Below are 26,994 nucleotides of genomic sequence, written 5' to 3' on the forward strand. Positions count from 1 at the left end.
TGCGATCGCAACTCCCTGTGAACGAGCATTGCTCACGATACGGGAGCTCGATATGGCGGCATTCAGGAATCTTGAAGATTTCATCAAGTATTGTCGTAGATTCATCACGGATTCACTGTGAATTCATTGTCGCCGTGCTGTCGCTATGAGAGAGTGGCGACGTGCACGACCTGGGTGCGTGCAGTTGGAACTGGCTGCGTCCAGATTCAGCCGACAGTCAGGCACATCTTGGTATCCCATGACCATGAAACGAAAAGACTGCAGTGACACGGTGCGAGGTTTTCGAAGAAACGAACGAGTGCGAGGATGATTTCAGAAAAGCACACGCCTACGCATTGCCCATTCATCCATGACATGTGTTATCGTGTTCAGGTTGCATAAAACGGTTCATCTGGATTATGCTGGTTTTTTTGTGACACTGGAGGATTCGCCTAGTGGTCTATGGCGCACGCTTGGAAAGCGTGTTGGTGTAACAGCCTCACGAGTTCGAATCTCGTATCCTCCGCTCTCAGGGTTTCGATTGATTCACGAAGCCTATCCCTCTGCGTTTGTCTGAGAACGCGATGCTATCGCCGGCTGTTCCCCATAACTTCCCTCACCGAATTGCTCAAAGTCAGACGAGACGATTGCCAGACTGAGAACGCTCATGGTTTGATAATATACATAATGTATGAGATAGCATCGAATCGGTAAGACGGCTGCTCTGACAAAATCGGATCCGCCTGGCACGTCCTCACGAACACACCGAAACGAACATTATTTTTGTTACATATCTCATATCCATTTCGCAGGAATACTAGAGTATCCGAGTTCGAAGAATGGTATTTTGAACAGGCAGAGGACCACAGTCGCCGTGATTCCCATGTGCACGACCCTCTGCGGAGAGGGAAAATCGAATGACATTGTTGCCCGACAACCGCTGGACCCGTGCCGTTGCACCCGCACTATTGCTCCATATTTCCATAGGAACCGTCTATTGCTGGAGCGTTTTCAAACAACTCATCGCCGACGAGCTTCAGGCATCGCCGGGAGTCATCGAATGGGGATTCTCATTGGCCATCTTCTTCCTGGGAATGTCGGCTGCATTCCTTGGACCGATGGTTGAAAAGGACCTCAGAAAATCCGCCCTCATATCGACCATCTGCTTTGTCACCGGCTTTGTAGGAACTGGCGTAAGCATTGCCACGCATTTCGTTCCCGGCATTTTCATCTTCTATGGCGGAGTGATGGGCATCGGTCTGGGAATCGGCTATCTCACCCCAGTCAAGAATCTCATGCTCTGGTTCTCGAAGAACAAAGGCCTCGCAACGGGCATCGCAGTGGCAGGCTTCGGCCTCTCCAAGGCCATTGCAAGCCCGATCATGGAATATCTGATCGAGGGAGTCGGCCTTGTCAACATGTTCTACATTCTCGGCGCCGTGTATGCGGTGCTGATGCTCCTTGGATTCGCGCTGATCAAGCGTCCTGAAGGGTATGTCTATTCCGCGCCGCCAAGGGAATCACGTCGTGGGGCATTGCTTCGCAAACCACTGTTCTGGGGAATCTGGATCGCTTTCTATCTGAACATCACATGCGGTCTGGCTCTGATCTCGCAGGAAAAAGACATTCTCAAGGACATTCTGCACCAGCTGCCGCAGTATGCTCAGCTTTCACCAAACGATTTCTCGATTGCCATTGCTGGCATCATCGCAACGGTTCTTTCCGTCGACGCAATCTTCAACGCAGCCGGTCGTCTCGGCTTCGCTACACTGTCAGACCACATGAAGCGCCGCGAATCCAGCTATGTCATCATCTTCGTCATGTCCATCGCAATCTGCGCGCTGCAACTGGTGACCCACAGCATCGACAACGCACTGCTCTGGGTGGTCCTGGCAATGCTGTTCCTGATCAACGCAGGCTACGGCGGCGGATTCTCGACACTTCCGGTGCTGCTTGAGCAGCACTTCGGAATCAAAAGCGTGTCAACCACGCACGGGCTCACGCTCAGCGCATGGGGGTTTGCCGGTCTGTCCGGCAACCAGCTCGCCTCATTCGTCGTAACGCACACATCCGACCAATCACACCGCTACGCGGCAGTGATCCCTGTGATCACTGTCCTCTACGCAGTCGCGCTGATTTCCATCTGGCTCGTTTCGCGCGCCAGACCCGCACTCGCCACCGAACGAACCATATAGCGTTCGTTCACAGGGCGCGTCCGTGACGCATCAGCAAGCGTGTCACGGACGCGCCTTCTCCATCATGACCGGCAATGACTATCCTTGCCGTATGACCTTCTTGGCATTTGCAGCCTTCACACTGTTCGTCGTACACGAATTCGAAGAAATCATCCGGTGCAGACCCTGGATAGAGCGACACGAGTCCGAAGCCCGATATGCGCGTGACATGTGGATACGAAACCGCCGTGCATACCCCTCGACCGAAACGATCGCCGCGATGATTCTCGAAGAGGTCATATTGGCCGCGATAATTCTGCTGATTGCATCATCCTCCGGTTATCTCTCACTGGTATTCGCAGTGGTCTTTGGAAATTCCTTGCATCTTGTGGGTCACATCATCTCTGCAATGGCATCAAAAGCATGGAATCCTGGTAGCATCACCGCTGCCATGACGCTACCGTTCAATATTGCAATACTTATCATTGTGTGGATGCATACGATTGCACGAGTGAGATTCGGAGCCTTGCAGATCTTCACCGCATCGATTATCATCACAGCCGTCCTCGTCGCGAACCTGAGTATGCTCCACCATATTTCACCAAGGCTCGACGCGATGATTCATCGAGGATAGCCCACAGCGCGTCGAAGAGACGCATCCTTGCATGGCTGAACGGCTAGACAAATCGGGCAAGGTCTGGAATCAGATCGTCATCGATGAAGGGACGGACGGTTTCGGGGTTCAGTCGGGTATCCGGGAACACCTGCACGCCGCTGGAAGCCAGAAGCCTTGCCGTGACTCCCATTCCCTTGATCTTCGCACCAGTGAACGTGCCATCGTATATCACGTCCACCCCGCATGACGGGCTGCGGTCCTTCAGAAAGGCGACGGTGATGTTGTTGCGTTTCACCATGTTCAGCACGCGTTTCGCACCAAGCTCGTATGGAGCGGTGACATCCTTTCCCGTGCATTCCCTGACCCTACGGAACGAATGGCCATGCTCCCCATGGACGATTTCCGCCGACGGGCGCGGAATCGCGAATCCGCCAAGAATCTCGGGGCAGGCCGAAACGGCCTGGCCGCGCTCGACCAGCCATTCAGCCAAGCTGTTACGAGCGTCAGAACCGTCATATCTGACTGCAAATCCAGCCAGACAAGCGCTCACCAAGATCATCGTCCACTCCCAAACCGTGCATGCAGGGAATCATCCCCGAGGATTCCGAATAGTGCATGACCATACAATCACACTGCGTCAACTTTTCTCATCACATACCAGGTGTGTTGCATATTAGGTGTGTTGCATATTTATGATACGACCGTCCAATCGTGGATCGACCTCCCATCGTCGTCCTTGAGCACCAGCCAGCTGTTCGTCCCGCCAAAGTAAAGGAAGAGTCCGACCTCGTTGACGCTTTTGAGAAGGATGTCCGTGGTCGTCTTGAAACTCTTGAACTCCGCTGCGTGATCACGTCGCATCTGTTCAGCAAAGCGTGCCGAGAATCCAAGCGAACCGTCCTTATTCAAGGGAGCCCTATCGAGCATCGTCGCCCCTTTGAGCACGAGCATCTGGTTCCTTGCAAGCCAGCGGACCGTTGCCCTGACGCCTTTGTAGTCTACATGGAATCCAATGGTGCTCACCTCCTTCGACCAACGATGACGCGCCTTGGCAGGCGCTGCTGGCCGACGGACCCTGTTCGATGCGGATCCCGGCACCTTGATGTCAGCAGCGACATTCGTGGCAGAATCTGAATCCCCGCCGTTCCCGCAGTCTGCAAAATCAGCTTCGTCACCAAGCAGCGCATCCAAAAGACCGAGACGGCTCAGAACGGCGACGATCACTCTCCCCACATCGTCCACGGAGCCGGAATCATGTTCGTCCTCGAAAACATGCGGATACCGCGCCGAATCCCTATCGTCTCGCATCACATGTGCGATCTTGGCAATCCGCTCGCGAAGCTTCTGCGAATCAAGTCCCTGAGGTGGCTCGACAATGATGATTCTATGGTGTTGTTCGTCTCGAAACAGAAGCCGCGCAGCACTCACGCCACCATCGTCATGCACATCGTTGTCATGCACATCATCGTCATGCACATAGTCGGATACGGTCACCGTGAAGCTCGGACTGACGCACCTGACGACAGTGCTTGACTCACCCAATTCAAGCGTCAAAGAAAGCATGGCATCTTTCCTCTCCGGCTATGCGCCCTTTTCCGATTACTCGCTTCCACCGATTACTCAGACAAATATCAGAATAGCCTAGAGAAGTCAGCCCATCCACATCACATTGAAAGTCGGAAATCTTGAAGATTCACGGATACGATCCCATGCTCGCCAGGAACGCTAGATCGTCACTCCAGATTCGAGAATGATATTCGAAAATGGGGTATCTTCACCGGTACGAACGACCGCCTTGCACTGCTTCGTCATTTCCTTCAGCTCTTCATGAGAGTAATAGACGACACTCACGCCTTCTGGAAGGAGTGCCTGTATCGCTTGAAGCTGTTCAGGATTCTGGGTCCGAATCTCATCGGCGAGGAAAATCTTTTGGACCACGATATTGTCGAGATATACCTTGAGCACGTCGATGAACCTCGGCTCACCACGTTTCAAAGCCAGGTCAATTTTCTGGATTCCCTTCGGCACCGGCAATCCAAGATCGCCAATGCACACCAAGTCCGTATGGCCCAAGTCATCGGCCACTTTTGCAAGATCGCTATTGAGAATGCCTGTCTTTTTCACCATAACTCCATTGTCCAAATTGCTTTGATATATCGTTATATCGATTTCTAGGTATATCCTTCGCCTGCAGTCTTGTCAAATCTATGGTCAGAGCCACATCCCAGAAATCACTTTCTCTCTGTGTCAGGGCGGCAGATCATCGACCAATGACGTCATCGAATCAAGCGACGGTGCATGTCTCGCCGACGGATTCGCGGTCGATGAACAGAGTCGGGATCCTTATCCGACCGAAGGCATCCTCCGTCTGCTCACCGAGCGCCCGACCCTGCATCAACGACGACAGCATCCTGACGCCATAGTCGCCCATCATCCCCTGCTGCTGCGAAATGACGGAAATGCTCGGTGCCGTCAGTTCAAAGACCGGGATATCGTCAAAACTGATTATCGATACGTCCACTCCAATTTTCAGTCCTTGCAGACGAAAATATCGAATTGCCTCCAACGCATCAGGCGAGTATCCGAACATGAAGGTGTCCACCTTCCGGGACAGAGGCTCGCGTATCGCAGACAAGGCGCTCACATGTTCCGAAACGAGGGCGTTTCGGTTTCCAAGACGAGAACCTGCAATATCCACGAACATCTGCTCACGCTCCAGCAAATTCGGTGACTTGGCGGTCGGCCCGTGAATGAATCCAATCCGGGAATGACCCCGCGCCTTCACACTTTCAATGGCAGCCTTAATTCCCGGCCTCGGATCCGCGTCAATGACTGGGATTCGCCCCGCATCCGGCAGATCCCTCACCTGTCGGTCAAGGATTACGAGAGGCAGCCCAGAAGCAACGAATTTCTTGAGACCTCGCGATGCCGTTCCCTGAGGAATCAGAATCGCCCCATCGATTCTCTGCGTCAGCAGCGATCGAAGAAATCTGTCCTGCCCTTCCAAGCTTTCCGAGGACGAGCCGATCATGCAGACATATCCCTCTACCAGAAGCTCGCGGGTAATCAACGAAATTAAATATGAAAAATATGAATTACTGATATCGGGAACCAGGATTCCCACGGTCTTGGTCGAACTCGACCTCATCGAGATGGCTGCCGAATTGGGAATGTAGTCAAGTCTTCTCACGGCTTCCAGAACGCGCTGACGCGTCGCCGCCGAAATACGACCGGTGTCATTCAGCACTTGAGAAACGGTGGGAACGGACACGCCAGCCTCATGGGCAACGTCCTTTATCGTGACGTAATTCATCACATCCCTCAATCCACTCCCTCAACCAACATCCTCATGCATGAACAAGGCAATCACACGCCAACCGTACGGATTGCGAACGGTCAAGGATTTTATGCTAGATTGTCTCACAGGTACAATCCCTGTACCAACTCCATGCACATGACATTTCGTTTCTGCCATATGCTGACGCGGATGTCAAAGAATTCAAGCTGTATATACAGGTCGCATTGCTTCTCACGATGACTAGCATTCATCAGCGACTCTTGGACTGGAAGGACACCATTTATGGAGAACGAGAAATTGATAGTCGTCCATCGCCATCTTTACGGCGAGGACGCCGAAGCAAAGACCCAGGCTGCGAACGAAGTTGCCAGGAAGTTCGGCATCAGCGATGACGCACTTGCACAGGTAGAGGACTTCAAGGAAGCATTGACCTATCACAAGGCATGGGACCTGCCATTCTTTGGATATGTGAATGAGGACGGCGAAGGATTCGCCTATGTTCCGGACTACGCAATCGCAGACGATAAGTGGGACGCGCACAAGGCATTCCGGGACTTGCCTCTTGACGTTCAGACCGCATTCGCCATCCGAATGCTCTTCACTCACCGCGATGTTGACCGATATGGCGCACGCATGTTCCTCCATTACGATAGAGGCTTCATCGTTCAGCATGATTCGCTGTGAAGCAGCCGGATAGCCGCGCACACGAGCGAATGATGCGGATCCCGCAAACCCGGTGAATAAAAAACGACGGATGGGTTATTTTTGTCTGCTTTCCCGACAAAGATGGCCCATTCGCCATGTCTGAGCCCTGTTCAGCATAAGATCCGTATATTCCTGTCCTCCCAGCAGCGCAATTCGTGAAATACTTGGCACTGCGTCTCCACCGTTCCACTGTCATGCATCTCCATCATTCCTGGTTGCCATGCGTCATTGCCATTCCTCGTTGCCATGCGTCACAGCCATGCATCAGTGCCATGCTTGTCGTTGCAAGCCCCAGTCTGGATGAATGCCGAGAGAGTAATCAGGCCCGTGCCTCAGGTATTATGATTGATGTTGGATATTTGGACAGTGTCCCAATACATCGCATCGTGCGACGATTCTCAGTGGGCAGCAAGAAACGAGTAAGGCCGGTCATGATCTCACCATCCACAGACTTAGGTGGAGTTTGGCGCAAGAACAGTTATCTTTTCCTCTTCAGTCAGTTCGTCACTGGCATCACCTCAATGATCGTCCAATACGCAATCATCTGGTATCTGACTCAGAAGTCCGGTTCCGCGACCATCCTCAGCGTTGCGACGATTCTCGCGATGCTCCCCATGGTGCTGGTCAGCCCCTTCATCGGCACCTTCGTCGATCGGTGGAACAAGAAGGCCCTGCTCATCGTCCCGGATATGGTTGCCGCAGCGGTGGCAATCGTCCTGTGCATCGTGGGAACAGTCAACGAGACATTTCCACTGTGGCTTATCTTCGGTTCACTGCTCATACGCTCCATCGCGCAGGCATTCCAGATGCCGACGGTGCAATCCATCCTGCCGACCATGGTTCCGCCCGAGGAAATCACCAAGGTCAACGGCCAGCTTGGCATGGTCCAGTCCGGAACCCTGATCATCTCTCCGGCACTCGGTGCGCTGCTCTATGCGATAGTCCCGATCAACTATCTGCTGCTCATCGACGTGCTGGGCGCAGCATTCAGCTTCGGCTCCCTGATGTTCGTCCATATCATCTCGAACACCGTCGAACCTGAGAGCAAGGCCCATCCCTGGACCGACATGGTATACGGGCTCAAACGCATCGGCACCGCACCAGGCATGTGGTCCATCCTCGCAATGGCGGCCATTTCAACGCTGACCTTCATGCCTGCGGCGAGCCTGTACCCCCTGATGACCTTGGGCTATTTCAAGGGCACGATCTTCCAAGCCGGAGTGGTCGAGGTCATGTGGTCGGTCGGATCGCTTGCAGGAGGGGCTTTGATTGGCATGTTCGGCAAGTGGAAGAACCGCATACCCCTTATCATCGCGGGCCAGATAGTGCTTGGCGTTGCCTTCATGGCATGTTCGGTCCTTCCCGTTTCCATGCCTGGATTCGTGATGTTCGTAGGCCTGAACTTCATCGCAGGCTTGGCGACGGCCTTCCCATCCACGCTTTCAATGGCGTTGATCCAGCAGTCGTATCCCGCCAGTGAACTTGGAAGAATCTTCGGTGTCTGCCTTTCCATCACCGGAATCGCAGGCCCGATCGGCCTGCTGTTCGTAGGACCGGTCGGAGATGCGATAGGCGTCGAATGGATTTTCGCAATCTCAGGATTCGGAGCCGTGCTCTGTGGCCTGTTCATCTTCGCGGTTCCCGCTGCATTGCAATATGACAGACGACTGAGAGAACGCATCGAACGGGGAGACATTCCCGGCGTCTCCCTGCACTCGGATATTCCGTCAAGCGCAAACTGAGCGCATACCCCCGCCCACGAATAGACTGTATGCATGGGGAAAGCAGAGAAATCAAAGAATAGCAGGACGACACGTTCAAGCCGGGCGATGGTTCATCATTCCGGCAGAGGCTTCCGGGCATTTGCCGCAATCGTCACCACCTTGGCGATTGGCTGGGCCCTGGTCGGCTGTGGATCGAGCGAGTCCGCAGACTCGACTGCGACCTCTGGAGAAGGCAATCCATCGACGACGGCGAGTTCGTCTCCCGACAGCGACTCATCATCGGCTTCCGGCACTTCGTCGACCTCATCGCCCGCAACGACAGCGGACGGCACATGCGCGACGTCGCAGCTCACGGCCACGGTCAGCACAGGCAGTGGCGGCGGTGCTGGGAGCCTGTATCCATATATCGTGCTGACCAACCACGGCAGTGCCTGCGCGATCGGCGGATATCCCGGGGTGTCACTCGCCGCTTCCGGCAAGCAGATCGGCGCCGCGGCTGTCCGCGAGTCGGGAAGCTCGACGACATTGACCTTGCAGAGGGGGCAGTCAGCCTATTCGGCATTGCAAATCACCCAAGCTGCGAATCTCTCGGAATCTGCATGCAAGCCCACTCAGGCAGACAGCGTCGTGATATATCCACCTAATCAAAAAACCTCGATATCCGTTGCGAACAAAGACTTCACGGGTTGCGCGAACGCCGGTACGGCGATAGTCCGCGTCAAGCCGCTTCAGGCTGGAACCGGTCAGTGAACTTGCCGACATTGCTCGCTCTCAGGATTCATTCAGCTTGCAGACAGCATTATTGTAGGTAGAGACCAGATAAATCACACACCAAACGTGCATAGTGATGTGTGGGGTTCCATGCCGAAGCATTGGCATGAAGGTTGGTACAAGTAGCATGTTGGATTTTTCGGCATCTTGATATTGGAGTAGACGGTATGTTCATTCTCAAAGAGGCATGGGGTTCAATCGCACGCCATAAGGTTTTGAGCGTGGTCTCTGTGACGACAACGGTCGTTGTCACCGCGGCGACGCTGATGGGATTAGCCATTGTCCAGGCTGACACCAACGCGCAGACGACGACGTACAACGCTCAGAAAGTCAATGCGATCATCAGCCTCGACAAGGCAAAAATCGAGAAGGCGAACAAGACAAAGAACGTTGACTGGAGCAAATACGAACTCAGCTGGGAGAAATACAGCACCTATGCCGAGGCCGCAGGCGTGACGATCAACGCCTATTACTATGAGACCGCGGATGCCAAGCTGTCGGGAGACACAAAGACCGTTTCCGGCACCAGCGACACGAAGAGCAGCGCCGAGCGCGGACAGATTTCGATTGTAAGCACCTCGTCCAAGGCAGCGACCGCATCCTTGCCTGACTCAGGATTCACCCTTGTTTCGGGAAAGACGGTCGACTACACCGGAACCACGATAAGCAACAAGGCAGTGGTGTCTCAAAGCTTCGCAAAGGCCAATGATTACAAGGTCGGCAGCAAGTTCAAGCTCGTGAACCCAAGCAATGCCAAGAAGACGATAGAGATGACCGTCAGCGGCATCTACAAGGACCATGCGAGTTCATCAAAGCTTTCGACGAAATACTCAGATGCCAGCAACGCGAACAATGCAATTTATGTCAGTTCATACACCTTCATGGGCAACGGATTCTATTCGGCCACGAAACCCGGAAGCATAGGGCATGTCTTACGAATCGTCTTTGAGCTCTCGAGCCCGAAGGACTACAACACATTCGTGAAGAAGTCCCGTGCAGCAGGGCTGGGGAGCAATTACATCATCAGCTCTCCGACGCTCGCACAGTACCAGGCAAAGGTGGCCCCGCTGACGACCCTGGCAAAGGTGATGAAGGTCACGGTCATTGCGATCGGCGCACTTGGAGCGATCGTTCTTCTGATCTGCCTCATTCTCTCATGGAAGCGTCGCAACGAGGATATTGGCATGCTTGTCGGCATCGGCGTCGGCAGGGCGAGGATTTCCTGGCGCTATTCAGTCGAATTGCTGATGATCACCATCCCAGGAACCATTGTCGGTTTCGGCATCGGCGTCGGACTCAGCTTTGCAATCGCCGGGGTGCTGCCAGCATCCGGCATCGTCCGCGCAACGCCTGACATGACATTGATGAAGTATGTGGCAATCGGCGGCGTCGCATTGTGGGCGCTCTGCATCATCGCAGCGATTGTGCGCGTGGCATCGTTCCGAATGAACACCTTGCTCGGGCCGGCAACCTATGAATCGGTTGCAGATCATGAAGTCGCCGACGGCGAAGACACGGATCATGAGAGCGGAATCGAAGATGACGAGCCGACAGAATCCGAAGACAAGAACAGCGAAGACAATCACGCAGCAACCACGGGGACTCACAAGGAAGGGGTATCCGCATGAAATCCGAAGAAGTTGAAGACGACAATGGTTCATTGAACGATTCACTGGATGAGAAATCGACTGACATCAATGACACTGATATCAGTGACTCCGAGAAGCTTGCCGACGATTCCGTCGGAGAGCCAGTGCAATCCGACGATGGCGAGGAATCGGATGACTCATCCGCAGCCGACGATGGCGAGGAAAACGACGAAGAGGTGAATTTCTCCATCGTATTTGAGGATGATGAAGAGGACGAAGACGCAGACAAGGACGAAGACGAACATTCTCAGGATGCTGATGGCACATCGGCAGAACAGCCAGAAGCCGATTCAGAGAACGATTCAGTCAGCATCTCAGCGGCGTCGAAATCCCTGAATTCGAAAACCGTCTCCAAAACCCCTGAGGAAGCCGAAAAGCCTGCTTCGGATAGGAATGGGCACACGATCGCTGAATCATCTTCAGCGCCGCTCTCCACCCAAGAAAATCGATCCAAGGCACAGACTCAAGCACAGGCGCATACACAGACACACACGAAGCCGAAACCTTCCAGATCGAGAGACCTGTCCGAAGATTCCCTCCATGTCGTGTCACAGAAAATCAACAGACGCATCCGTCATCTTCGGCGAACGCGATTCGAGCAATACCCGATTCTTGCCTTCAACAAGGTCACATACACACTCAGACACGAACGATTCGATCTCTTGAACAAGGTGGATTGGGCCTTCTACAACTCGCGAGTACAGAGTGTGCTGATCCGTTCAGATGACGAACGTCGCGCGGTGGTGGCACTGGGATCTGGCATGAGGACACCGAATCATGGAACGATTACCTTCCATGGCAAGGACATCCAGGAAATGGAACCGAATGAGTTCCGCCGCCATAACATCGGCGTGCTGTTCGAACACTTCAATCTGCGGAGTGAACTGACGGCGAGCGAAAACATCGTGCTGACGATGGATGTTTCGGGTCGCAACTTCCTCAAGCCAATGCCGGTTCTGGCTGCAGAACTGCTCAATCAGGTCCAGTTCCCGGACGACCAGTTCGACACCCCTGTCGGACAGCTCAGTCTGCTGAATCAGCGCAAGGCTCAACTCGCTCGGGCTCTGAGCTGCGATGCCAGCATCATTCTTGCCGACGAACCGACGCTGGGTCTTGATGACGAAGACACGGAAACGATTCTCGATGTGATGCGATTCCTGGCCGACAAGAAATCAAAATGCATGATTATCGTGACCGCCGATGAGGATCTTGCCGCGCAGACCGACGCGATCATCTATACCGATGACTGATCTGCGGCTCTTCGACGCATGTGCCCTGTCAGTCTGGTCAGGTTGTTTCTTGCCAGACTGACAGGGCACATGCGCATTGAAAGGTGATTGCGCTGCAGCGTTTCTCTCCACGTGCCCCCTGCATGAGTTCTGCTCAGAATCAGGGGGCATGCTGCATTCCACAGTCCGTGCATTCCACAGCCCGTGCTTCGCGAGCTCTGCGCTTCAGCCTCGGCATGGCGAGTTCGAGAATTCATGATCGGTTGAAACGCCAACGGAGATGAAAGATTCGCAGAGAAGAGGACAATGATTCACATGAAGCCTTCGATACGGAAATTTCTCGATGCAGCAGGGACATTCCAATGCCCCATATGCGGCGATGCCCTGGCTCCGTCAGGAACAAGTCTGCGATGCTCCCGCAATCATACCTTTGACATCGCTGCAAAAGGCTATGCTTCATTTCTGAATTCTCACCGTGGGCATGACGGTCTGTACAGTCAATCATTCTTCGAAAATCGCAGCCAGGCACTGAGCACTGGACTCTACGACCATATAATCCGCAAGGTTGCCGAGGCAGTCATTCCGTGCATGCATTCGGATGGTTCAGCGTTGCTTGACGTTGGCTGCGGCGATGGGACGCTGACGAAGCAACTGCAGCGACTGGTCAATACAGCAGACGCAGCGGCGCCAGCAGTTCCCGAAGCATCGCTGTATGCCTGTGACATTTCCGCCCCTGCGATTTCGATTGCGGCCCGAGGCGGTGGAAACATCCGATGGTTCATCGCAGATCTGGCTCAGCTGCCACTGTCAAATGGCTCAATGAACGTGATCACCGACATTTTTTCACCCGCGAACTATGGAGAATTCAAACGAGTTCTCGTGCCCGATGGAAGACTGGTGAAAGTCGTGCCGGGAAAGAATCACCTTGTTGAATTGCGAGAGACGATTGCCCATTCCCACCAGGAAAAGCCAGATGTCTATTCCAACGACGACGTGTTCCAGGGGATCGAGCGACACTGCACCATTCGGCAGGTATCAAGCGCAACCGCAACGATTCCTCTCAGTTCCAAGCAGTGGGAACGGTTCCTCGCGATGACTCCGCTCATGTTCCACGTACGTCGGTCCTCAATCGATCTCGCATCGCTGCATGAGCTTACCATCGAGGCTGAAATCGTAGAGGCGACAATGAGATGAGGCCATCACCGACCGCAATCCCAGGCCATTTCTGAACTCCAACGTCACGACCGGCAACGGCCGGCATGGATGCCAACCGTGAGAGCCTGCACCCACGCATCCTCTTCATCTCCTATTCGCCTCCAGCCCGTTGCAGCCTACGAAAGCGCAGTGCCACCTTCGTCATTGAGCCGCGTAACCCTGATGCGCCTTGCCGCCGAAGCGCCGAGTGCGACCTTTGCACCCGATGGCAGAACCAGGGTAACTATGTCGGAATACGGGGTGAACTTGCCTATTGTGGCGCTGCCGTTGATGGAAAGCCCTTGCTGCTGAAGGAAGCGCAATAATTTCGGATCTTCGTCGCTGACTCGTTCGATACGCACCTTCACGCCCTCCGGCGCATCGGTCAGCAGTATGCTGCTGTCCTCTTCCATCTCTCCATTTGGTCCGGGAATCGCATCACCGTGAGGATCCTTCGTCGGACGGCCGAGACTTTCATCAATGCGCTCAATCATGAGATCCGATGCGGCATGTTCCAGCTGATCTGCCTCCTTATGGACTTCATCCCATCGATACCCGAGCTTCTCTACAAGAAAGGTCTCGAGCAGCCTGTGTCTGCGAACCATTTTCAAGGCGTACTGCTCACCTAGCGGCGTCAGGATGATATCTCCATATGGAGCGTGGGTGACCAATCCCTGCGTGGTCAGACGAGCCATCGCCCCGGACACCGTTGACGGCTTCATGCCGGTCTTTCGAGCAAGATCCGTTGGCTGAATCGCCTTGTCGGACCATTCGCGCAGATCCCAAAGCACCTTGAGATAGTCCTGCGAGTTCGTAGATAGCTCTTGAAAAGTCATGCTGTACAGTCTAACCAATGTCGCCGTTTTGATGCTGAAAGGTTCATATCTCAATGCATTCCTTACAATTTCTGCATTGAGACTCCTATGCGCGAAAACCCCTGTGCGAGGTCCTACAGGGAAGCGTCCACGAGCCATCTCCCATCACGATGATCCCGCAGCGAAAGGCATGGTCAGACTTGATTCGTGGATGGTTACGCGAAATCGAAAACTTCGTTAACGGATTGTGTCATCACTCGCATTCCATGCATATCCGTCTATACTTCGAGGGGTAGAACTAAATTGTTTGAGGGCTACGATTCAGGGATGGGGATAATGAGCGACACGTCAGCGGCAACAGAGACTTCTACGAAGGAACGAAGCGGGAAATTGGGCGGTTCCGAATCAAGGATCTTCAGCAGAGGCAAGTTGATTGAGACGGCCAATGGCCTCTCACTCGAAGAGATCAATGCAACGGTAAGCATTCCAAAGGCAAGTCACAGCTTCTGGAAAAGCCTCATTGCATTCTCGGGACCCGGCGCACTGGTTGCCGTCGGGTACATGGATCCAGGAAACTGGATCACGTCTATCGGCGGTGGCGCACAATATGGCTATCTCCTGATGTCAGTGATTCTGCTTTCCAGCCTCATCGCAATGCTGCTGCAATATATGTGCGCAAAGCTTGGCATCGTCGCAGGCCTTGACCTGGCTCAGGCGACGCGTCTTCATACCGGTAGAAAGACGGGAATCGTCCTCTGGATCACCACTGAACTGGCAGTCATGGCAACCGATATCGCAGAGGTGATCGGTGGCGCAATCGCCTTGAACCTGCTTTTCGGCATTCCACTTGCCGTCGGCGTGGTTCTCACCGTGTTCGATGTGCTGCTCCTGCTGCTGCTCATGCAGGTCGGGTTCAGACGCATCGAGGCAATCGTCGTGACCCTGATCCTGGTCATCATGGCCGTCTTCGTCTATGAGGTATGGCTGGCACAGCCGAACGTCGGCGCTGTGTTCGCCGGCTTCATCCCGAACTCACAGATTTTCGGCAATGGTCAGCTCACCATGGCGTTGGGCATCGTGGGCGCAACCGTGATGCCGCACAACCTGTATCTTCACTCATCGATCGTTCAGACACGCAATTACGACCGCAAGGACGATCGGGAGGTCAGCAACGCGCTTCGCTTCGCCACCTGGGACTCGAACATTCAGCTCACGGCAGCGTTCGTCGTGAACTGCCTGCTGCTCGTTCTTGGCGCGGCAATGTTCTTTGGCCATGGTGATGGCCTCGACACATTCACATCCCTCTACAATGCTCTCGGCGACAGCAGACTCGCAGGCCCCGTCGCCAGCGGTGCTCTCAGCACGCTATTCGCAGTCGCGCTGCTCGCATCCGGTCAGAATTCAACGATCACGGGCACGCTCACCGGGCAGATTGTGATGGAGGGCTTCATTCGAATGCGCATTCCAATGTGGCTTCGGCGTGTGGTTACCAGAGTTATTTCGATAATCCCAGTGCTTGTCTGCACCTTCGCGTTCGGTGGGACGGAGTCTGCACTTGACAACCTGCTGATCTATTCCCAGGTGTTCCTCTGCATCGCATTGCCCATCTCCATGGTGCCTCTGGTCTGGTTCACCTCATCAAAGAAAATCATGGGCAGGAAATATGCCAACCCGCTTTGGATGTCGATTCTTGCCTGGATCGTCGTTGCGGTGCTGTCAGGCCTGAACGTCTGGCTGATCGTACAGGACATACAGCAGCTGATTGCATTCCTGCGACCACTTCCGCTGTAACCACTCCTCTGTGACCACCCCTTTGTGATCGCAAAGCAGCGGCGCAGATCAGGTTAGAACTTCTCCCGAACCTGGTCTGCGCCGTTTTTCTTACATCTTCTTCAGAGAGGACATATGTTCCTAGAGGCTCCCACCTGCGGCAAGATGCATCAGCGAACTGCCAAAGTCAAGGCCCTCACTCGCATCGGTTTCATCGGCATTATCATCGACTCTGGCCTTGAAGGTGCGCGTATATTTTCCTCCAACCGAGTCAAGAAGATTCTGGTGGACATCAGCCACGACCAAAGCCGCCAGCTCTGCGGCCACTCGATCCTGATGCGTCGCAAGATCGGCAGATCCCCAGTCACCCGTGGCAGCCATAACACCGGTCGGAACGATCAGCGCACGCATGAATGCGAACAACGATCGCATCGCGGTATCCGGAACCAAGGCATGGCGTTCGCTGCCGCCAGTGGCGACGACGGCCAGGGGAAGCCCAAGCACGATATCGGCATCGGCAATGTCCCAGAACGACTTGAACAGACCAGAATACGTGGCCTTGTATACGGGGCTGGCAACAATAACGGCATCACTGCTCTGAACGGTCTGCAACGCATCCTGCAAGGCAGGAGAAATCTGCAGAGAGACCGAGGCGATTGCGATGTCATTCGAAAGATTCTTCAATTCGATAAGCGCAATGTCGCTGTCTGTGCCATATTCCTTGAGCAATTCGCTTGTCTTGAGCGCAATGCCACGCGCAAGCTCTGTGGTCGTCGACGGATTGCCGACACCGGCACTCACGATGGCAATGCGATGAGCGCGCCGCTCCCTATGGGATGACGGGCCTCCCCGCGATGCCGATGAACTGCCAGACGCTGTTTCCAAAGAACTCTCACTCATGCATTCACTCCCAACGATCCCCCAAAGGTATCAGTACAAACTCGGCATCGTAACCCTTTGATTCGGGTCCGAATCAATATATGGGCTGGTTCCAGTCACATTGTCGCCACGATTATCGTGAGGCTTTGGCTGACGCGCGGGCTTGTCACCATATTTCGCATGAACCATATCATCGTGAGAGGGGGCTGCGACAGCTCGCGGGCTACGCTCTGCGGCGAATTCTTTACGAAGGACGGGGAGAACGTCCTCACCAAGCCTGTCAAGCTGCTCCAAGACCGTGCCTGATGGCAGGCCACCGTGATCGACGAGAAAGAGCTGGCGCGCATAGTCACCGTAGTATTCGCGCTGCTCAAGCACGCGATCGATGATCTGCTGCGGCGATCCGACGAGCAACGGTGTCTCCTCAATCATCGTCTCCAGCGGAGGGCCGCCCTTGTAGACCGGAGAGTTGTTGAAATAAGGGCGATATTCGCGAATGGCATCCTGCGAGTTCCGAGCAATGTAGGTCTGCGCAGCAACCCCGACGATCGCCTGCTCAGCCGTGCCGTGGCCCCAGTGCTGGAAGCGCTGGCGATACAGACGAACGAGCCTGCGGAAGTGTTCCACCGGCCAGAAGATGCCGTTCGCGAAGAATCCATTGCCATAGAAAGCGGCCTGCTCAGCGATTTCGGGAGTGCGAATCGACCCATGCCAGACGAATGGAGGCACGTCATCAAGCGGTCTCGGGATTGATGTGAATCCTTGCAGAGGCGTTCTGAACTTGCCCGACCAATCGACCACATCGTTGTGCCACAGCTCATGGAGCAGATTGTATCCCTCGAGCGCCAAGGGCAGGCTTTGACGAATGTCCTGGCCAAACCACGGGTATACAGGTGCAGTGTTTCCGCGTCCGAGCATGAGGTCTATCCGGCCATCGGCAACATGCTGAAGCAAGGAATACTCCTCGGCTATGCGAACCGGATCGTTCGTCGTTATCAAGGTCGTCGATGTGGAAAGCGTGATCCGCTTCGTTTTCGCAGCTACCGCCGCAAGGAAAGTGGTCGGAGACGATGACCAGAATGGTGGATTGTGGTGCTCGCCGACGGCAAACACGTCGAATCCCGCCTCTTCGACCTTCACTGCCTCCTGCAACGATGCCTGAATGCGCTCCGCCTCGGATGGAACCGAATTGCTCACAGGATCGCGCGTCACATCCGACACAGACATGACACCGAATTGGATTGGGCCTGGTCGGGCCGACGAAGGCTTGCGTTTGTTGGCCTCGATGATCTCTTGAGCGTCCTGCGCCATGATGGCTTCCTTCCTCGAAGTAACACGGTTCTTGAGATATGCAGTCTTTTGTGAATGAAGTTTTGTGAATGAAGAGTCGCCTGCATGACGATATGAGCAAAGGGAGAGTCCCCAAACCTTCGCTTCAGGGCCTCGATGCCCTGCGGTCAGAATCGGGAACGATGGCTGGCGATAACGAGCAGACCCCAACGCCATGTGAGGTTGGCTTGCCCTCGCCAGCCGCGAAAGAGAGCATCAGTTCTTGTGCCTGTCGATGAAGGCGACGAAGGCGTTCACGAAATCAGTCAGGAAGCCTTTCGCGTCGTCGGCCACTGAACCGTCTTCCTTCAGACCGGTCGTTGCGTTGAAATAGACCTCTGGCTGTCCCATGATCTCGGTATTCAGGTAGATCAGAACGTTACGCAGGGCAGCCTGTGCCTGGGTGGTTCCCAAAGCGCCAAGCGAGGCGCCGACGATGGCAGCGGGCTTGCCATTGAACGAATTCTGGCCCCATGGGCGTGAAGCCCAGTCAATCCCATTCTTCAGGACACCGGAAAAGCTTCTGTTGTATTCAGGGGTGACGAAGAGCACACCGTCGGAGCGCTCGATCAGATCCTTCAACGCCTTCGCATCCGCTGGGAAATCGGCCTCGAGGTCTTGGTTGAAAAGAGGAAGGTTCAAGTCGGCCGTTTCGAAGGTGACTCCTGCTGGAGCCAGCTTCTCAATGTTTTCAGCCAGGCTCTTGTTGAAGGAATCTCTGCGTAGCGATCCCACCAGAACTGCGATGCTTGTCATAGTGTCTCCCTTATGGGTGTTGTGAATGGAAAACGGCCCCCTGGCCGCCACACTTCTTCTAAAGATAAATCATTAAAAAATTCCTGATTTATGCTTATAGATTATGAAGGCCTCAGCTGAGAAAATCCATGGTGAACAGGGCGATTCCCCTGCACGCGATTTCCATATAGTGACGGATTTGCAATGGATATGGGAGTCTTTCAAGAGCGGGGAGGAGTTGCTTTCCGGGCAGTGGAATTTCGAGCATGACCTGGGATTGTGGCCTATCCCACATTTGGGAGAGAACGATGCGTTGTGGATAGATCCAGCGAGTCTGGTCGCGAACAATGCGTGGCGCGCGCACGATGGCCAGCCACCGATTCTCCTGCTTGCTCCCCCGGATCGTTGGCTGGATGGATTGAGCCAGCGGCTTCTAGATCGACCTGTCGCGTTTCGGAGTGTGGCCGAAATCCTGGATATGCACAAGCTACCTGAAGCGTTCTCAGAGAGACCATGGGCTCAGCCAGCCGAGGGCAGGATATCGGGATTCAGGGCTGCACGCCGAAGCCTTGCACAGCTGCAGCACGACCTTCTGACTGTGTCCGATCATGGTTCTGGCAGCAGAGCGAGCACCGGCCCAGCACACCGACGGCAGGCACCAGAGGAATCGATCATCAGGCTGGAGGGACACATCACCGACATCACAGAGGAATGGATGGTCGCGGTCGCGGGTGGAGTCGCTCTTGCAGCCAGTCCGTATTGCATTCACCAGGGCAGTCCCGATGGGGCAAGCTCGGAATCCGAAGAGATCGTCACGATTTTCGATCTCTCGGCCACCCGGCAAGTCGCATCCTCGATCGAGGCTGAGGGCATAGCGGGAAAGAGCGGCATGCCGCATTTTGACGAAGGCCATCGCAGCATGGCACTGGGCATTGTTGGAGATGCGCTCACGCAGTCACACGTTCAAGACGACTTTGCTGGAATGATCGATGTCGCCTTTCGCGCAGAACGCCCTCCAGTGATTCTCGAAATCGCTCCACTATGGTGCTCTGGGCCATACGGCTTCTCTTCCACGGAGCAGGCTTCAATCCTGAAGGCCATCGCATCAGGAAGAGTCGGCGCTGCCGAAGAGTCCGGATGCCACGCAGGCGCCGATGAACGAGCCATGCGGAACGAACAGGATGGCACGATGAAGGTGTTTACCGCAGGACCCTGGATGAGGCAACATTATGCCCAACGCTATATTCGTTAGCTTGGTCAGGCATCGTTCACGCGTCACCGCACGACGCAGCTTCCTTCATTTTCAAGGCTTCACGTGCTCTCTAGCCGCCTTGTAAGGATTTGGCCAGTCAATCCGACATTTGTACGTTCAGTACAAACTCGGCCTAAATGGCTATTCTCGATAGAATGAGGAGCTAGGGGATAAATACAAAGCTACAAATACGAGGTGGTATTCATGACCGAAGGATATATCCAGCATCAAAAGAAGCAGGCCGAGAAGATAATCCAGGCTACCGAGGAGCTGTATCTCAAGGGCGGCGTCGACAGCTTCACGATGGGAAACATCGCAGATACCGCGGGAATCACCCGCGCGACCGTATACAACTACTTCACATGCAAGGAAGATATCCTTTGGGCCATCTTCTTCGGGAAGATGGCGGAGCTGCTCACCCGCGTCGAAGAGAAGTTCAAGAAGTCAAAGACGACCTTGGACCGGCTTCACGCATATGCGGAGGCGAATTATGAGTACTATCTCGAAGACAAGACCTTCGCGATCTTCTTTGACCTGTTCCTCACCATCTTCTCCACGGCCAGCGAAAAGCCGAAGAGCTTCTGGGACAATCCATACAATGTCGCGCATTGGCAGCCGGGAAAGACAATCGCGATGTTCAATGAGAACTTCGATGATGGAAGCGTCCGCGCGGGGCTTGATGCGAAGACCACCGTCCCAGCCTTCTACTACGCATTCCTGGGAACGATAAGCTTCGATTTCAAAAATAGAAAGGACCTCGAGAAGATCTACAAGCTCGATCTGAAAGAGGTGCTTCAGATGCAGGTTGACTGGATCCTCTCCGGCATCAAGTCCTGAGCGCAAGCTTGAACTCTCACCGCCGCCATGGCGGCCGAGACACCTGAAATCATCAGCCGCACTGCCCTGAGAGCGCTGCGGCTGATGATATCGGACGTCTATCGACGGATCGGCTGATGATATCGTCTGGCCAGAGCCTCGATGTCAGGCAGAGAGTATTTGGCAACGAGACTTCTCCAACGACGGTAATTCTTTTCCCCAAACTTCGCGGCACGTCTGTCTTGCCTGCCTTCGGCAATGAATGACGATGGAACGGATTTGCTGTTGAACTTGTCCGCGTACATCACCAGTTCCTGTTCATCATTGCGTGGCACATAGTCTTCTGGCGGCAATGGAAGGCCCTCGTCGATCACATCCTGCCGATAGAGCCCGACTCCCGTATGGTTTCTTGCGAACTGAGCGATTTCCTCGCCGAAACCCTCGTGCAGAAGCAGCTCATAGCCAAGAATCCCGTGAAGAATGTATCGGTTGCGGTCGAACTTGAGCGGCTTGCCGTCGGCCCCATCATGCTTGAAGACCTGATACGTGCCGATGTCGTGCAGCCAGGCACCAACAAGCGCCAGCTGCAGGTCAAAGCCGTCATCTTTCCAATGCGCGGTTGACTTCTGAGCCAATTCGAGTGTGATATCCGCCACAATATGACAGTGGGTGTGCACCACACGGTATGCCGCCTCGGAAGGCGCGCATCTATGGTGAATCTCATCGATTGCTTGCTGATTTGGTAATTCTCGGACCATACCTGCATCGTACCCAGCCCCATGTCTAAGACATCTGGCGGCTGTTCGCACGCCACGCTTATACGTCATTTGTGAACTTCAATGCATTTCTTCGAGTTCAGAACGTAGAATCGTCTCGTATGAATAGCGAACTAGGGGGCAATATGGGCAATTCGAGCAGTAACCATGGTTCCACACCCGACACTGAATCCGACAAGCCTGCCGAGCATGCGGCTGAGGCACCGACCACCGCGATTCCATCTGATCGGGCGCAGACGGACAGTCAGCCAGGTGAGCAGTGGAGCAATCCACTGAGAGATCCAAGCGATCTGAGGCTTCCAAGAATCGCCGGGCCATGCTCTCTGGTCATCTTTGGCGTGACCGGCGATCTGTCGAAGAAAAAACTGCTTCCGGCAATCTACGACCTTGCAAACCGCGGCCTGCTTCCCGCAGGATTCGGTCTGATTGGATTCGGGCGGCGTGACTGGTCCGACGAGCAGTTCGGCAACTTCGTCAAGGAGAACATGCAGGCTCATTGCCGGACTCCTTTCAGGGAATCGACATGGCATCATCTCTCCAAGGGCTTCCGCTTCGTCAAGGGCAACTTTGACGATGAGCAGGCCTTCACCAACCTGTCCAAGACGGTGTCGGAACTCGATCGAGATCGTGGAACGATGGGCAACCATGCGTTCTACATGTCGGTGCCGCCCAAGGCGTTCCCCGAAGTATCACGTCAGCTCGCGAAGTCGGGACTTTCCCACTCCACCAAGGGCGCTTGGCGTAGGGTCATCATCGAAAAGCCCTTCGGACATGACCTGAAGAGCGCCAAGGAACTCGACCGCGTCATCTCAAGTGTCTTCGATCCCGATTCGGTGTTCCGCATCGATCACTACCTCGGCAAGGAGACCGTGCAGAACCTGCTTGCCCTTCGCTTCGCGAACATGATGTTCGAGCCAGTCTGGAACGCCAACTATGTAAGCCACGTGCAGATCACGATGGCCGAGGACATCGGCATCGGTGGACGCGCAGGATACTACGATGGCATCGGCGCCGCCCGGGATGTGATTCAGAATCATCTCCTGCAGCTCATGGCGCTCACTGCGATGGAAGAGCCCGTGTCGTTCTCCGCCCAAGATCTGACGTCTGAGAAGACGAAGGTGCTGTCCGCAATCCGAGTGCCCAAGGATCTCGCGAAGTACACGGCGCGCGGCCAGTATGCCGATGGCTGGCAGGGCTCGGAAAAGGTGCTCGGATACCTCAACGAAAAGGGCATTGACAAGGCTTCCACGACGGAGACCTATGCCGCAGTCCGCCTTGACGTCGACACCCGCCGCTGGGCCGGAGTTCCGTTCTACCTTCGGACAGGCAAGCGCCTGGGCAAGCGCGTCACCGAGATAGCACTCGAATTCAAGCACGCACCCCATCTGCCTTTCGAGACCACGGCAACCCGCGAACTCGGTTCGAACGCAATCGTCATCCGCATCCAGCCTGACGAGGGCGTGACCTTGCGGTTCGGCGCAAAGGTTCCTGGAACCGCAATGGAAGTGCGCGACGTGAGCATGGACTTCAGCTATGGCCGCTCATTCACCGAGGCTTCCCCGGAAGCATACGAGCGCTTGATTCTCGATGTTCTGCTTGGCGATCCGCCGCTCTTCCCGACAACCGAGGAAGTCAACCTGTCATGGAACATCCTTGACCCGATCGAGGAATATTGGAGCACCCTCGGTCAGCCGCAACCATATGCCTCAGGCACATGGGGGCCTGCCCAGTCCGATGAAATGCTAGAACGCGATGGAAACCACTGGAGGCTGCCATGATTGTCACACTGTCACAGACCACAACATCTGCCATTTCCTCGAAGATAGACAGTCTGCACACCGAGCGCGGCGAAGTCGCGCTCGGCCGAGTGCTTACGATGCTTATCACGACGGATTCCGAGAATCTCGAAGCCACTCTCGAGACCGCCAACAGCGCAAGCCGCGAGCATCCCTGCCGCGTGATCGCCATCGTCGATGCCGATCGCAACAAGCACGAAAGCTCGCATCTTGATGCACAGGTTCGGTTCGGCGCCGATGCCGGAGCTGGCGAAATCATCGTCCTCAAGCCATACGGAGACCTGACCCGTCACCTCGACACGCTGGTGATTCCCCTGCTGGTTCCGGACGCACCCGTGGTCGCATGGTGGCCTACCCGCGTGCCAGAGGATCCTTCGAAGGATTCACTTGGCGCGATGGCGCGAAATCGCATAACCGATGCCCTGCGCGCACCTAACCCAGAGGCAGCGTTCACCGCGCTTCGCGCGCATTGGTCCCCGCAGGACGTGGATATGTCATGGACTCGTCTCACACGCTGGAGGGCCTTGGCTGCGGCCCTGCTTGACGAACCACCGCACCTCGCCGTCGTCTCTGCACGCGTAACCGGCCAGTCGCATTATCTCCCGGTGGACCTGCTCGCTGCCTGGCTGGCAGTCAGGTTGAACGTTCCAGTCACCCTCGATCAGCAACCGACGGAGCATGCGATCACCGGAATCTATCTGACGCGCGAAGACTCAAGCGTGGTAAGCATTGAGCGCCATAATGACGAGGACCAGGCGATGATCACGCAGGCCGATGAACAATCGCAGGCAATCGCCATGCCCATGCGCACGCTCGACGAATGTCTGAGCGAGGAACTGCGAAGACTCGATCCCGACGAGATTTACGCTGAAGTCATCAACCGTGGCTGGAGCATGATCGACCATGACTGAAGCTGCGAACGCCTCGTTGCGAACGGTCATCCAGTATGCCAGTCCCGAACTGATGCATCGCGCGACTGCTGCAAGGTTTCTGCTTGAGTTGGGCGACCGACTTGCCAGGGGGCCTCGAGTCGATGTCGCCCTTACCGGTGGCACCGATGGCACGGCTGTGCTCAAGGCCATTGCGGAGAGTCCATTGAATGGTGCCGTGGACTGGTCCAGAGTGCATCTGTGGTGGGGTGACGAGCGCTTTGTGCCCGCCGATTCGCCTGACCGCAACGCCAAACAGGCTCGCGACGCATGGTTTGGCAAGCTCCTTGATGATGGCCAGATGCCGGCTTCGCATGTGCACGAGATGCCGGCTGACACGCGTACACGAAGTGAAATCGCGGCTGCAACAGATGAAGAGGACGTTGATCTGCTGAACGGAGCCGCCGCTGCATACGATCAGGAACTGGTCTACGAACTGGGCACCTATCCCAAACTGGATGTCGCGATGTTCGGTGTGGGGCCAGATGGGCACTTTGCCTCACTCTTCCCTGATCTTGCGGAAATTCGCATCGACGATCCGCTCAAACGGGTCGTCGGCATCACCCATTCGCCAAAGCAGCCCCCACTGCGCCTGACGCTGACTTCACCCTTCATTCGCAGCAGCGACAAGGTGTGGCTGCTCGCAGGCTCAGCAGGCAAGGCCGAGGCCGTTGCAAGCGCGCTTTCCGGCGTGAACAACCCGCACGTGCCCAGTTCATTCGCCGCCGGCAAACAAGAAACCCTGTGGCTCATCACCAAGGCGTCCGCGAAACTCCTGTAATTTCGATTTCAATCGTTTCTGGAGATCAGATTCTGAGTTTTGCGGCAATTGGAAAGTATAGACGCTTATTTTTGTTGAATTCACGTGTCGTTTTCAACGTTTTTGACCTTCTATACTTTCCAATTGCCGCAAAACTCAGAATCTCGAAACAGCATTGGAAATTTTGAGATGCAAAACCCCTATTCTGACCACATGCAAGAGCGTGTGTCCAGAATAGGGGTTTGCGTTTACGTACATCTGCTGTCTTTAAGCCACCGATGAACGAAGGCTTTGAATCCTGGCTTATGCCTTGATTTCCTTCTGGTCTCCGGCCCAGAGGGTGTGGAAGGCGCCTGGTTCGTCGACACGGCCATAGGTATGGGCACCGAAGAGATCACGCTGGCCTTGGATCAGTGCTGCAGGCAGACGCTTGGAGCGCAAACCGTCGTAATAGGCCAGGGAGCTTGAGAACACCGGCACTGGAACGCCAGCCTCTGCAGCGGTGGAGACCACGCGACGCCAGGATCCCTGAGCGTTCTCAACGGCCTTCTTGAAGAATGGGTCGAAGAGCAGTGAGCCAAAGCTTTCGCCCGAACCATAGGCATCGGAGATGCGGTTGAGGAACTTGGCTCGAATGATGCAGCCACCACGCCAGATACGGGCGACGGCACCCAGATCGATCGTCCAATCGTATTCCTTGGCGCCCGCCTCAATCTCGGTGAAGCCCTGCGCATAGGCGACAATCTTCGAAGCATAGAGTGCCTCGCGAATATCTTCGATGAAGGCCTTCTTCGCTTCTGCATCGTTGGCGATCCTGGAGAGGAACTCGGTTGGATCAGGCCCTTGCAGCACCTTCTCCTGAGCTTCCTTGCGAAGCCCGGCCTCGGAAGAGAGCCCGCGGGCGAACACTGCCTCGCCGATGCCGGTGACCGGCGTTGCGAGAGAGAGAGCCGTCTGAACCGTCCATGTACCGGTGCCCTTCATGCCAGCCTGATCGGTGACGATGTCAATGAATGGCTTGCCGGTCTTCTCATCGACATGGCTCAGCACCTGAGAGGTGATCTCTATCAGGTAGGAGTTCAAGTCGCCCTTGTTCCACTCAGCGAATACGTCGGCGATCTCCTTCGGTGCCATGCCCAGCCCACGGCGCATCAGGTCGTAGCTTTCCGCGATGACCTGCATATCGGCATATTCGATGCCGTTATGCACCATCTTTACGAAATGGCCAGCGCCGTCGGTGCCGATATGCGTCACGCAGGGCTCGCCTTCGGCAACTGCTGCGATTGATTTCAGAATCGGTCCGAGGGTCTTCCAGGATTCATCGGTGCCGCCAGGCATCATGGAAGGCCCGAGGAGCGCGCCCTCTTCGCCGCCGGAAACGCCGCAGCCCACAAAGTGCAAGCCACGTGCGCGAATTTCCTTTTCGCGACGAATCGTGTCCTTGAAATAGGCGTTGCCTGCATCGACGATGATGTCGCCCTTTTCCATCACATCCGCCAGCTCGTTGATCACCGCATCCGTCGGAGCCCCCGCCTGCACCATGATTATTGCCGTGCGAGGCTTTGCAAGCGAATGAACGAACTCCTCCACGGTCTTCGAAGGAATGAAGCTGCCTTCTGAACCGTGTTCATCCATCAAAGTCTCAGTGCGCGAATAGTGACGGTTAAACACTGCGACGGTGTTGCCGTGGTGAGCGAGATTCCTCGCCAGACTTGCCCCCATAGCAGCGAGTCCAACAACGCCAATGTTTGCCTGTTCCTCTGTCATCGCATCCCCTTTCCTCTGTCAGCAGCGCGCG

Annotated in this window: 24 protein-coding genes and 1 tRNA gene; 15 read left to right on the forward strand and 10 right to left on the reverse strand. The window is 55.1% G+C overall.

Going from position 1 to position 26,994, the window contains the following annotated elements:
* Positions 1-420: 420 nt before the first annotated feature.
* The 3 genes from QN062_RS05370 (at position 421) to QN062_RS05380 (ending at position 2,787) form a co-directional block, all read left to right on the forward strand.
* Positions 421-505, forward strand: a tRNA-Ser gene (locus QN062_RS05370).
* 391 nt (positions 506-896) lie between these two features.
* Positions 897-2,174, forward strand: coding sequence for an OFA family MFS transporter (locus tag QN062_RS05375; RefSeq protein ID WP_369340820.1), 1,278 nt, complete (start codon positions 897-899; stop codon positions 2,172-2,174).
* 91 nt (positions 2,175-2,265) lie between these two features.
* Positions 2,266-2,787, forward strand: a complete 522-nt coding sequence (locus QN062_RS05380) for an HXXEE domain-containing protein (protein ID WP_369340821.1) — start codon at positions 2,266-2,268, stop codon at positions 2,785-2,787.
* A gap of 43 nt (positions 2,788-2,830) precedes the next feature.
* On the opposite strand, the gene QN062_RS05385 is transcribed toward QN062_RS05380, so the two are convergent.
* The 4 genes from QN062_RS05385 to QN062_RS05400 form a co-directional block, all read right to left on the reverse strand.
* Positions 2,831-3,328, reverse strand: coding sequence for a DUF523 domain-containing protein (locus tag QN062_RS05385; RefSeq protein ID WP_369340822.1), 498 nt, complete (start codon positions 3,326-3,328; stop codon positions 2,831-2,833).
* Between the two features lie 131 nt (positions 3,329-3,459).
* Positions 3,460-4,332, reverse strand: coding sequence for a hypothetical protein (locus tag QN062_RS05390; protein ID WP_369340823.1), 873 nt, complete (start codon positions 4,330-4,332; stop codon positions 3,460-3,462).
* Positions 4,333-4,494: 162 nt separating this feature from the next.
* Positions 4,495-4,896, reverse strand: a complete 402-nt coding sequence (gene rbsD / locus QN062_RS05395; RefSeq protein WP_369340824.1) for a D-ribose pyranase — start codon at positions 4,894-4,896, stop codon at positions 4,495-4,497.
* Between the two features lie 157 nt (positions 4,897-5,053).
* On the reverse strand, positions 5,054-6,082 hold the full coding sequence (locus QN062_RS05400) for a LacI family DNA-binding transcriptional regulator (protein WP_369340825.1): 1,029 nt from the start codon (positions 6,080-6,082) through the stop codon (positions 5,054-5,056).
* 267 nt (positions 6,083-6,349) lie between these two features.
* Between QN062_RS05400 and QN062_RS05405 the strand changes: the two genes are divergently transcribed.
* The 6 genes from QN062_RS05405 (at position 6,350) to QN062_RS05430 (ending at position 13,339) form a co-directional block, all read left to right on the forward strand.
* On the forward strand, positions 6,350-6,751 hold the full coding sequence (locus tag QN062_RS05405) for a glycerophosphodiester phosphodiesterase (RefSeq protein ID WP_369340826.1): 402 nt from the start codon (positions 6,350-6,352) through the stop codon (positions 6,749-6,751).
* Between the two features lie 452 nt (positions 6,752-7,203).
* A complete protein-coding gene (locus tag QN062_RS05410; RefSeq protein ID WP_369340827.1) occupies positions 7,204-8,514 on the forward strand; it encodes an MFS transporter in 1,311 nt (436 codons plus the stop codon).
* 87 nt (positions 8,515-8,601) lie between these two features.
* Positions 8,602-9,246, forward strand: coding sequence for a DUF4232 domain-containing protein (locus tag QN062_RS05415; RefSeq protein WP_369340828.1), 645 nt, complete (start codon positions 8,602-8,604; stop codon positions 9,244-9,246).
* A gap of 188 nt (positions 9,247-9,434) precedes the next feature.
* Positions 9,435-10,895: an ABC transporter permease gene (locus QN062_RS05420; protein ID WP_369340829.1), complete on the forward strand. Its 1,461-nt coding sequence runs from the start codon at positions 9,435-9,437 to the stop codon at positions 10,893-10,895.
* The gene (locus tag QN062_RS05425; protein ID WP_369340830.1) at positions 10,892-12,166 is read left to right on the forward strand and encodes an ATP-binding cassette domain-containing protein; all 1,275 of its coding nucleotides are present in this window, start codon (positions 10,892-10,894) and stop codon (positions 12,164-12,166) included. The genes QN062_RS05420 and QN062_RS05425 overlap by 4 nt, the downstream gene beginning before the upstream one ends.
* 285 nt (positions 12,167-12,451) lie before the next feature.
* A complete protein-coding gene (locus QN062_RS05430; RefSeq protein ID WP_369340831.1) occupies positions 12,452-13,339 on the forward strand; it encodes a putative RNA methyltransferase in 888 nt (295 codons plus the stop codon).
* A gap of 137 nt (positions 13,340-13,476) precedes the next feature.
* Here QN062_RS05430 and QN062_RS05435 read toward each other — a convergent pair whose 3' ends face one another.
* Entirely contained in the window at positions 13,477-14,175 is a 699-nt protein-coding gene (locus QN062_RS05435) for a metal-dependent transcriptional regulator (RefSeq protein ID WP_369340832.1), read from the reverse strand.
* Between the two features lie 315 nt (positions 14,176-14,490).
* On the opposite strand from QN062_RS05435, the gene QN062_RS05440 reads away from it, so the two are divergent.
* Positions 14,491-15,945, forward strand: a complete 1,455-nt coding sequence (locus QN062_RS05440) for an Nramp family divalent metal transporter (RefSeq protein ID WP_369340833.1) — start codon at positions 14,491-14,493, stop codon at positions 15,943-15,945.
* 120 nt (positions 15,946-16,065) lie between these two features.
* Here the strand turns inward: QN062_RS05440 and QN062_RS05445 are convergent, their stop codons facing one another.
* The 3 genes from QN062_RS05445 to QN062_RS05455 form a co-directional block, all read right to left on the reverse strand.
* Positions 16,066-16,824 carry a CE1759 family FMN reductase gene (locus QN062_RS05445; RefSeq protein ID WP_369340834.1) on the reverse strand — a complete coding sequence of 253 codons (759 nt, stop codon included), beginning with the start codon at positions 16,822-16,824 and terminating at the stop codon, positions 16,066-16,068.
* A gap of 30 nt (positions 16,825-16,854) precedes the next feature.
* Entirely contained in the window at positions 16,855-18,114 is a 1,260-nt protein-coding gene (locus QN062_RS05450) for a CE1758 family FMN-dependent luciferase-like monooxygenase (RefSeq protein ID WP_369340835.1), read from the reverse strand.
* 234 nt (positions 18,115-18,348) lie between these two features.
* Complete coding sequence (locus QN062_RS05455; RefSeq protein ID WP_369340836.1) at positions 18,349-18,888, reverse strand: NADPH-dependent FMN reductase; 540 nt, start codon at positions 18,886-18,888, stop codon at positions 18,349-18,351.
* A 103-nt stretch (positions 18,889-18,991) separates the two neighbouring features.
* Between QN062_RS05455 and QN062_RS05460 the strand changes: the two genes are divergently transcribed.
* Together QN062_RS05460 and QN062_RS05465 are read left to right on the forward strand one after the other, a co-directional pair.
* Positions 18,992-20,119, forward strand: coding sequence for a hypothetical protein (locus tag QN062_RS05460; RefSeq protein ID WP_369340837.1), 1,128 nt, complete (start codon positions 18,992-18,994; stop codon positions 20,117-20,119).
* Between the two features lie 204 nt (positions 20,120-20,323).
* Positions 20,324-20,956 carry a TetR/AcrR family transcriptional regulator gene (locus QN062_RS05465; protein WP_369340838.1) on the forward strand — a complete coding sequence of 211 codons (633 nt, stop codon included), beginning with the start codon at positions 20,324-20,326 and terminating at the stop codon, positions 20,954-20,956.
* 98 nt (positions 20,957-21,054) lie between these two features.
* On the opposite strand, the gene QN062_RS05470 is transcribed toward QN062_RS05465, so the two are convergent.
* The gene (locus QN062_RS05470) at positions 21,055-21,693 is read right to left on the reverse strand and encodes an HD domain-containing protein (protein ID WP_369340839.1); all 639 of its coding nucleotides are present in this window, start codon (positions 21,691-21,693) and stop codon (positions 21,055-21,057) included.
* Positions 21,694-21,836: 143 nt separating this feature from the next.
* Between QN062_RS05470 and zwf the strand changes: the two genes are divergently transcribed.
* Genes zwf through pgl form a run of 3 tightly spaced genes read left to right on the forward strand, consistent with a single transcriptional unit; the run spans position 21,837 to position 25,217 of the window.
* The gene (gene zwf / locus QN062_RS05475) at positions 21,837-23,489 is read left to right on the forward strand and encodes a glucose-6-phosphate dehydrogenase (RefSeq protein WP_369340840.1); all 1,653 of its coding nucleotides are present in this window, start codon (positions 21,837-21,839) and stop codon (positions 23,487-23,489) included.
* Positions 23,486-24,418 (forward strand): glucose-6-phosphate dehydrogenase assembly protein OpcA, encoded by a 933-nt coding sequence (locus QN062_RS05480; protein ID WP_369340841.1) that lies wholly within the window; start codon positions 23,486-23,488, stop codon positions 24,416-24,418. Before zwf ends, QN062_RS05480 begins: the two co-directional genes overlap by 4 nt.
* Positions 24,411-25,217, forward strand: a complete 807-nt coding sequence (pgl, locus tag QN062_RS05485; protein WP_369340842.1) for a 6-phosphogluconolactonase — start codon at positions 24,411-24,413, stop codon at positions 25,215-25,217. The genes QN062_RS05480 and pgl overlap by 8 nt, the downstream gene beginning before the upstream one ends.
* A 282-nt stretch (positions 25,218-25,499) precedes the next feature.
* On the opposite strand, the gene gndA is transcribed toward pgl, so the two are convergent.
* Complete coding sequence (gene gndA, locus QN062_RS05490; protein WP_369340843.1) at positions 25,500-26,963, reverse strand: NADP-dependent phosphogluconate dehydrogenase; 1,464 nt, start codon at positions 26,961-26,963, stop codon at positions 25,500-25,502.
* Between the last annotated feature and the right edge of the window lie 31 nt (positions 26,964-26,994).

The sequence above is a fragment of the Bifidobacterium sp. WK012_4_13 genome, assembly GCF_041080835.1.
GTDB classification, from domain to species: domain Bacteria; phylum Actinomycetota; class Actinomycetes; order Actinomycetales; family Bifidobacteriaceae; genus Bombiscardovia; species Bombiscardovia fermentum.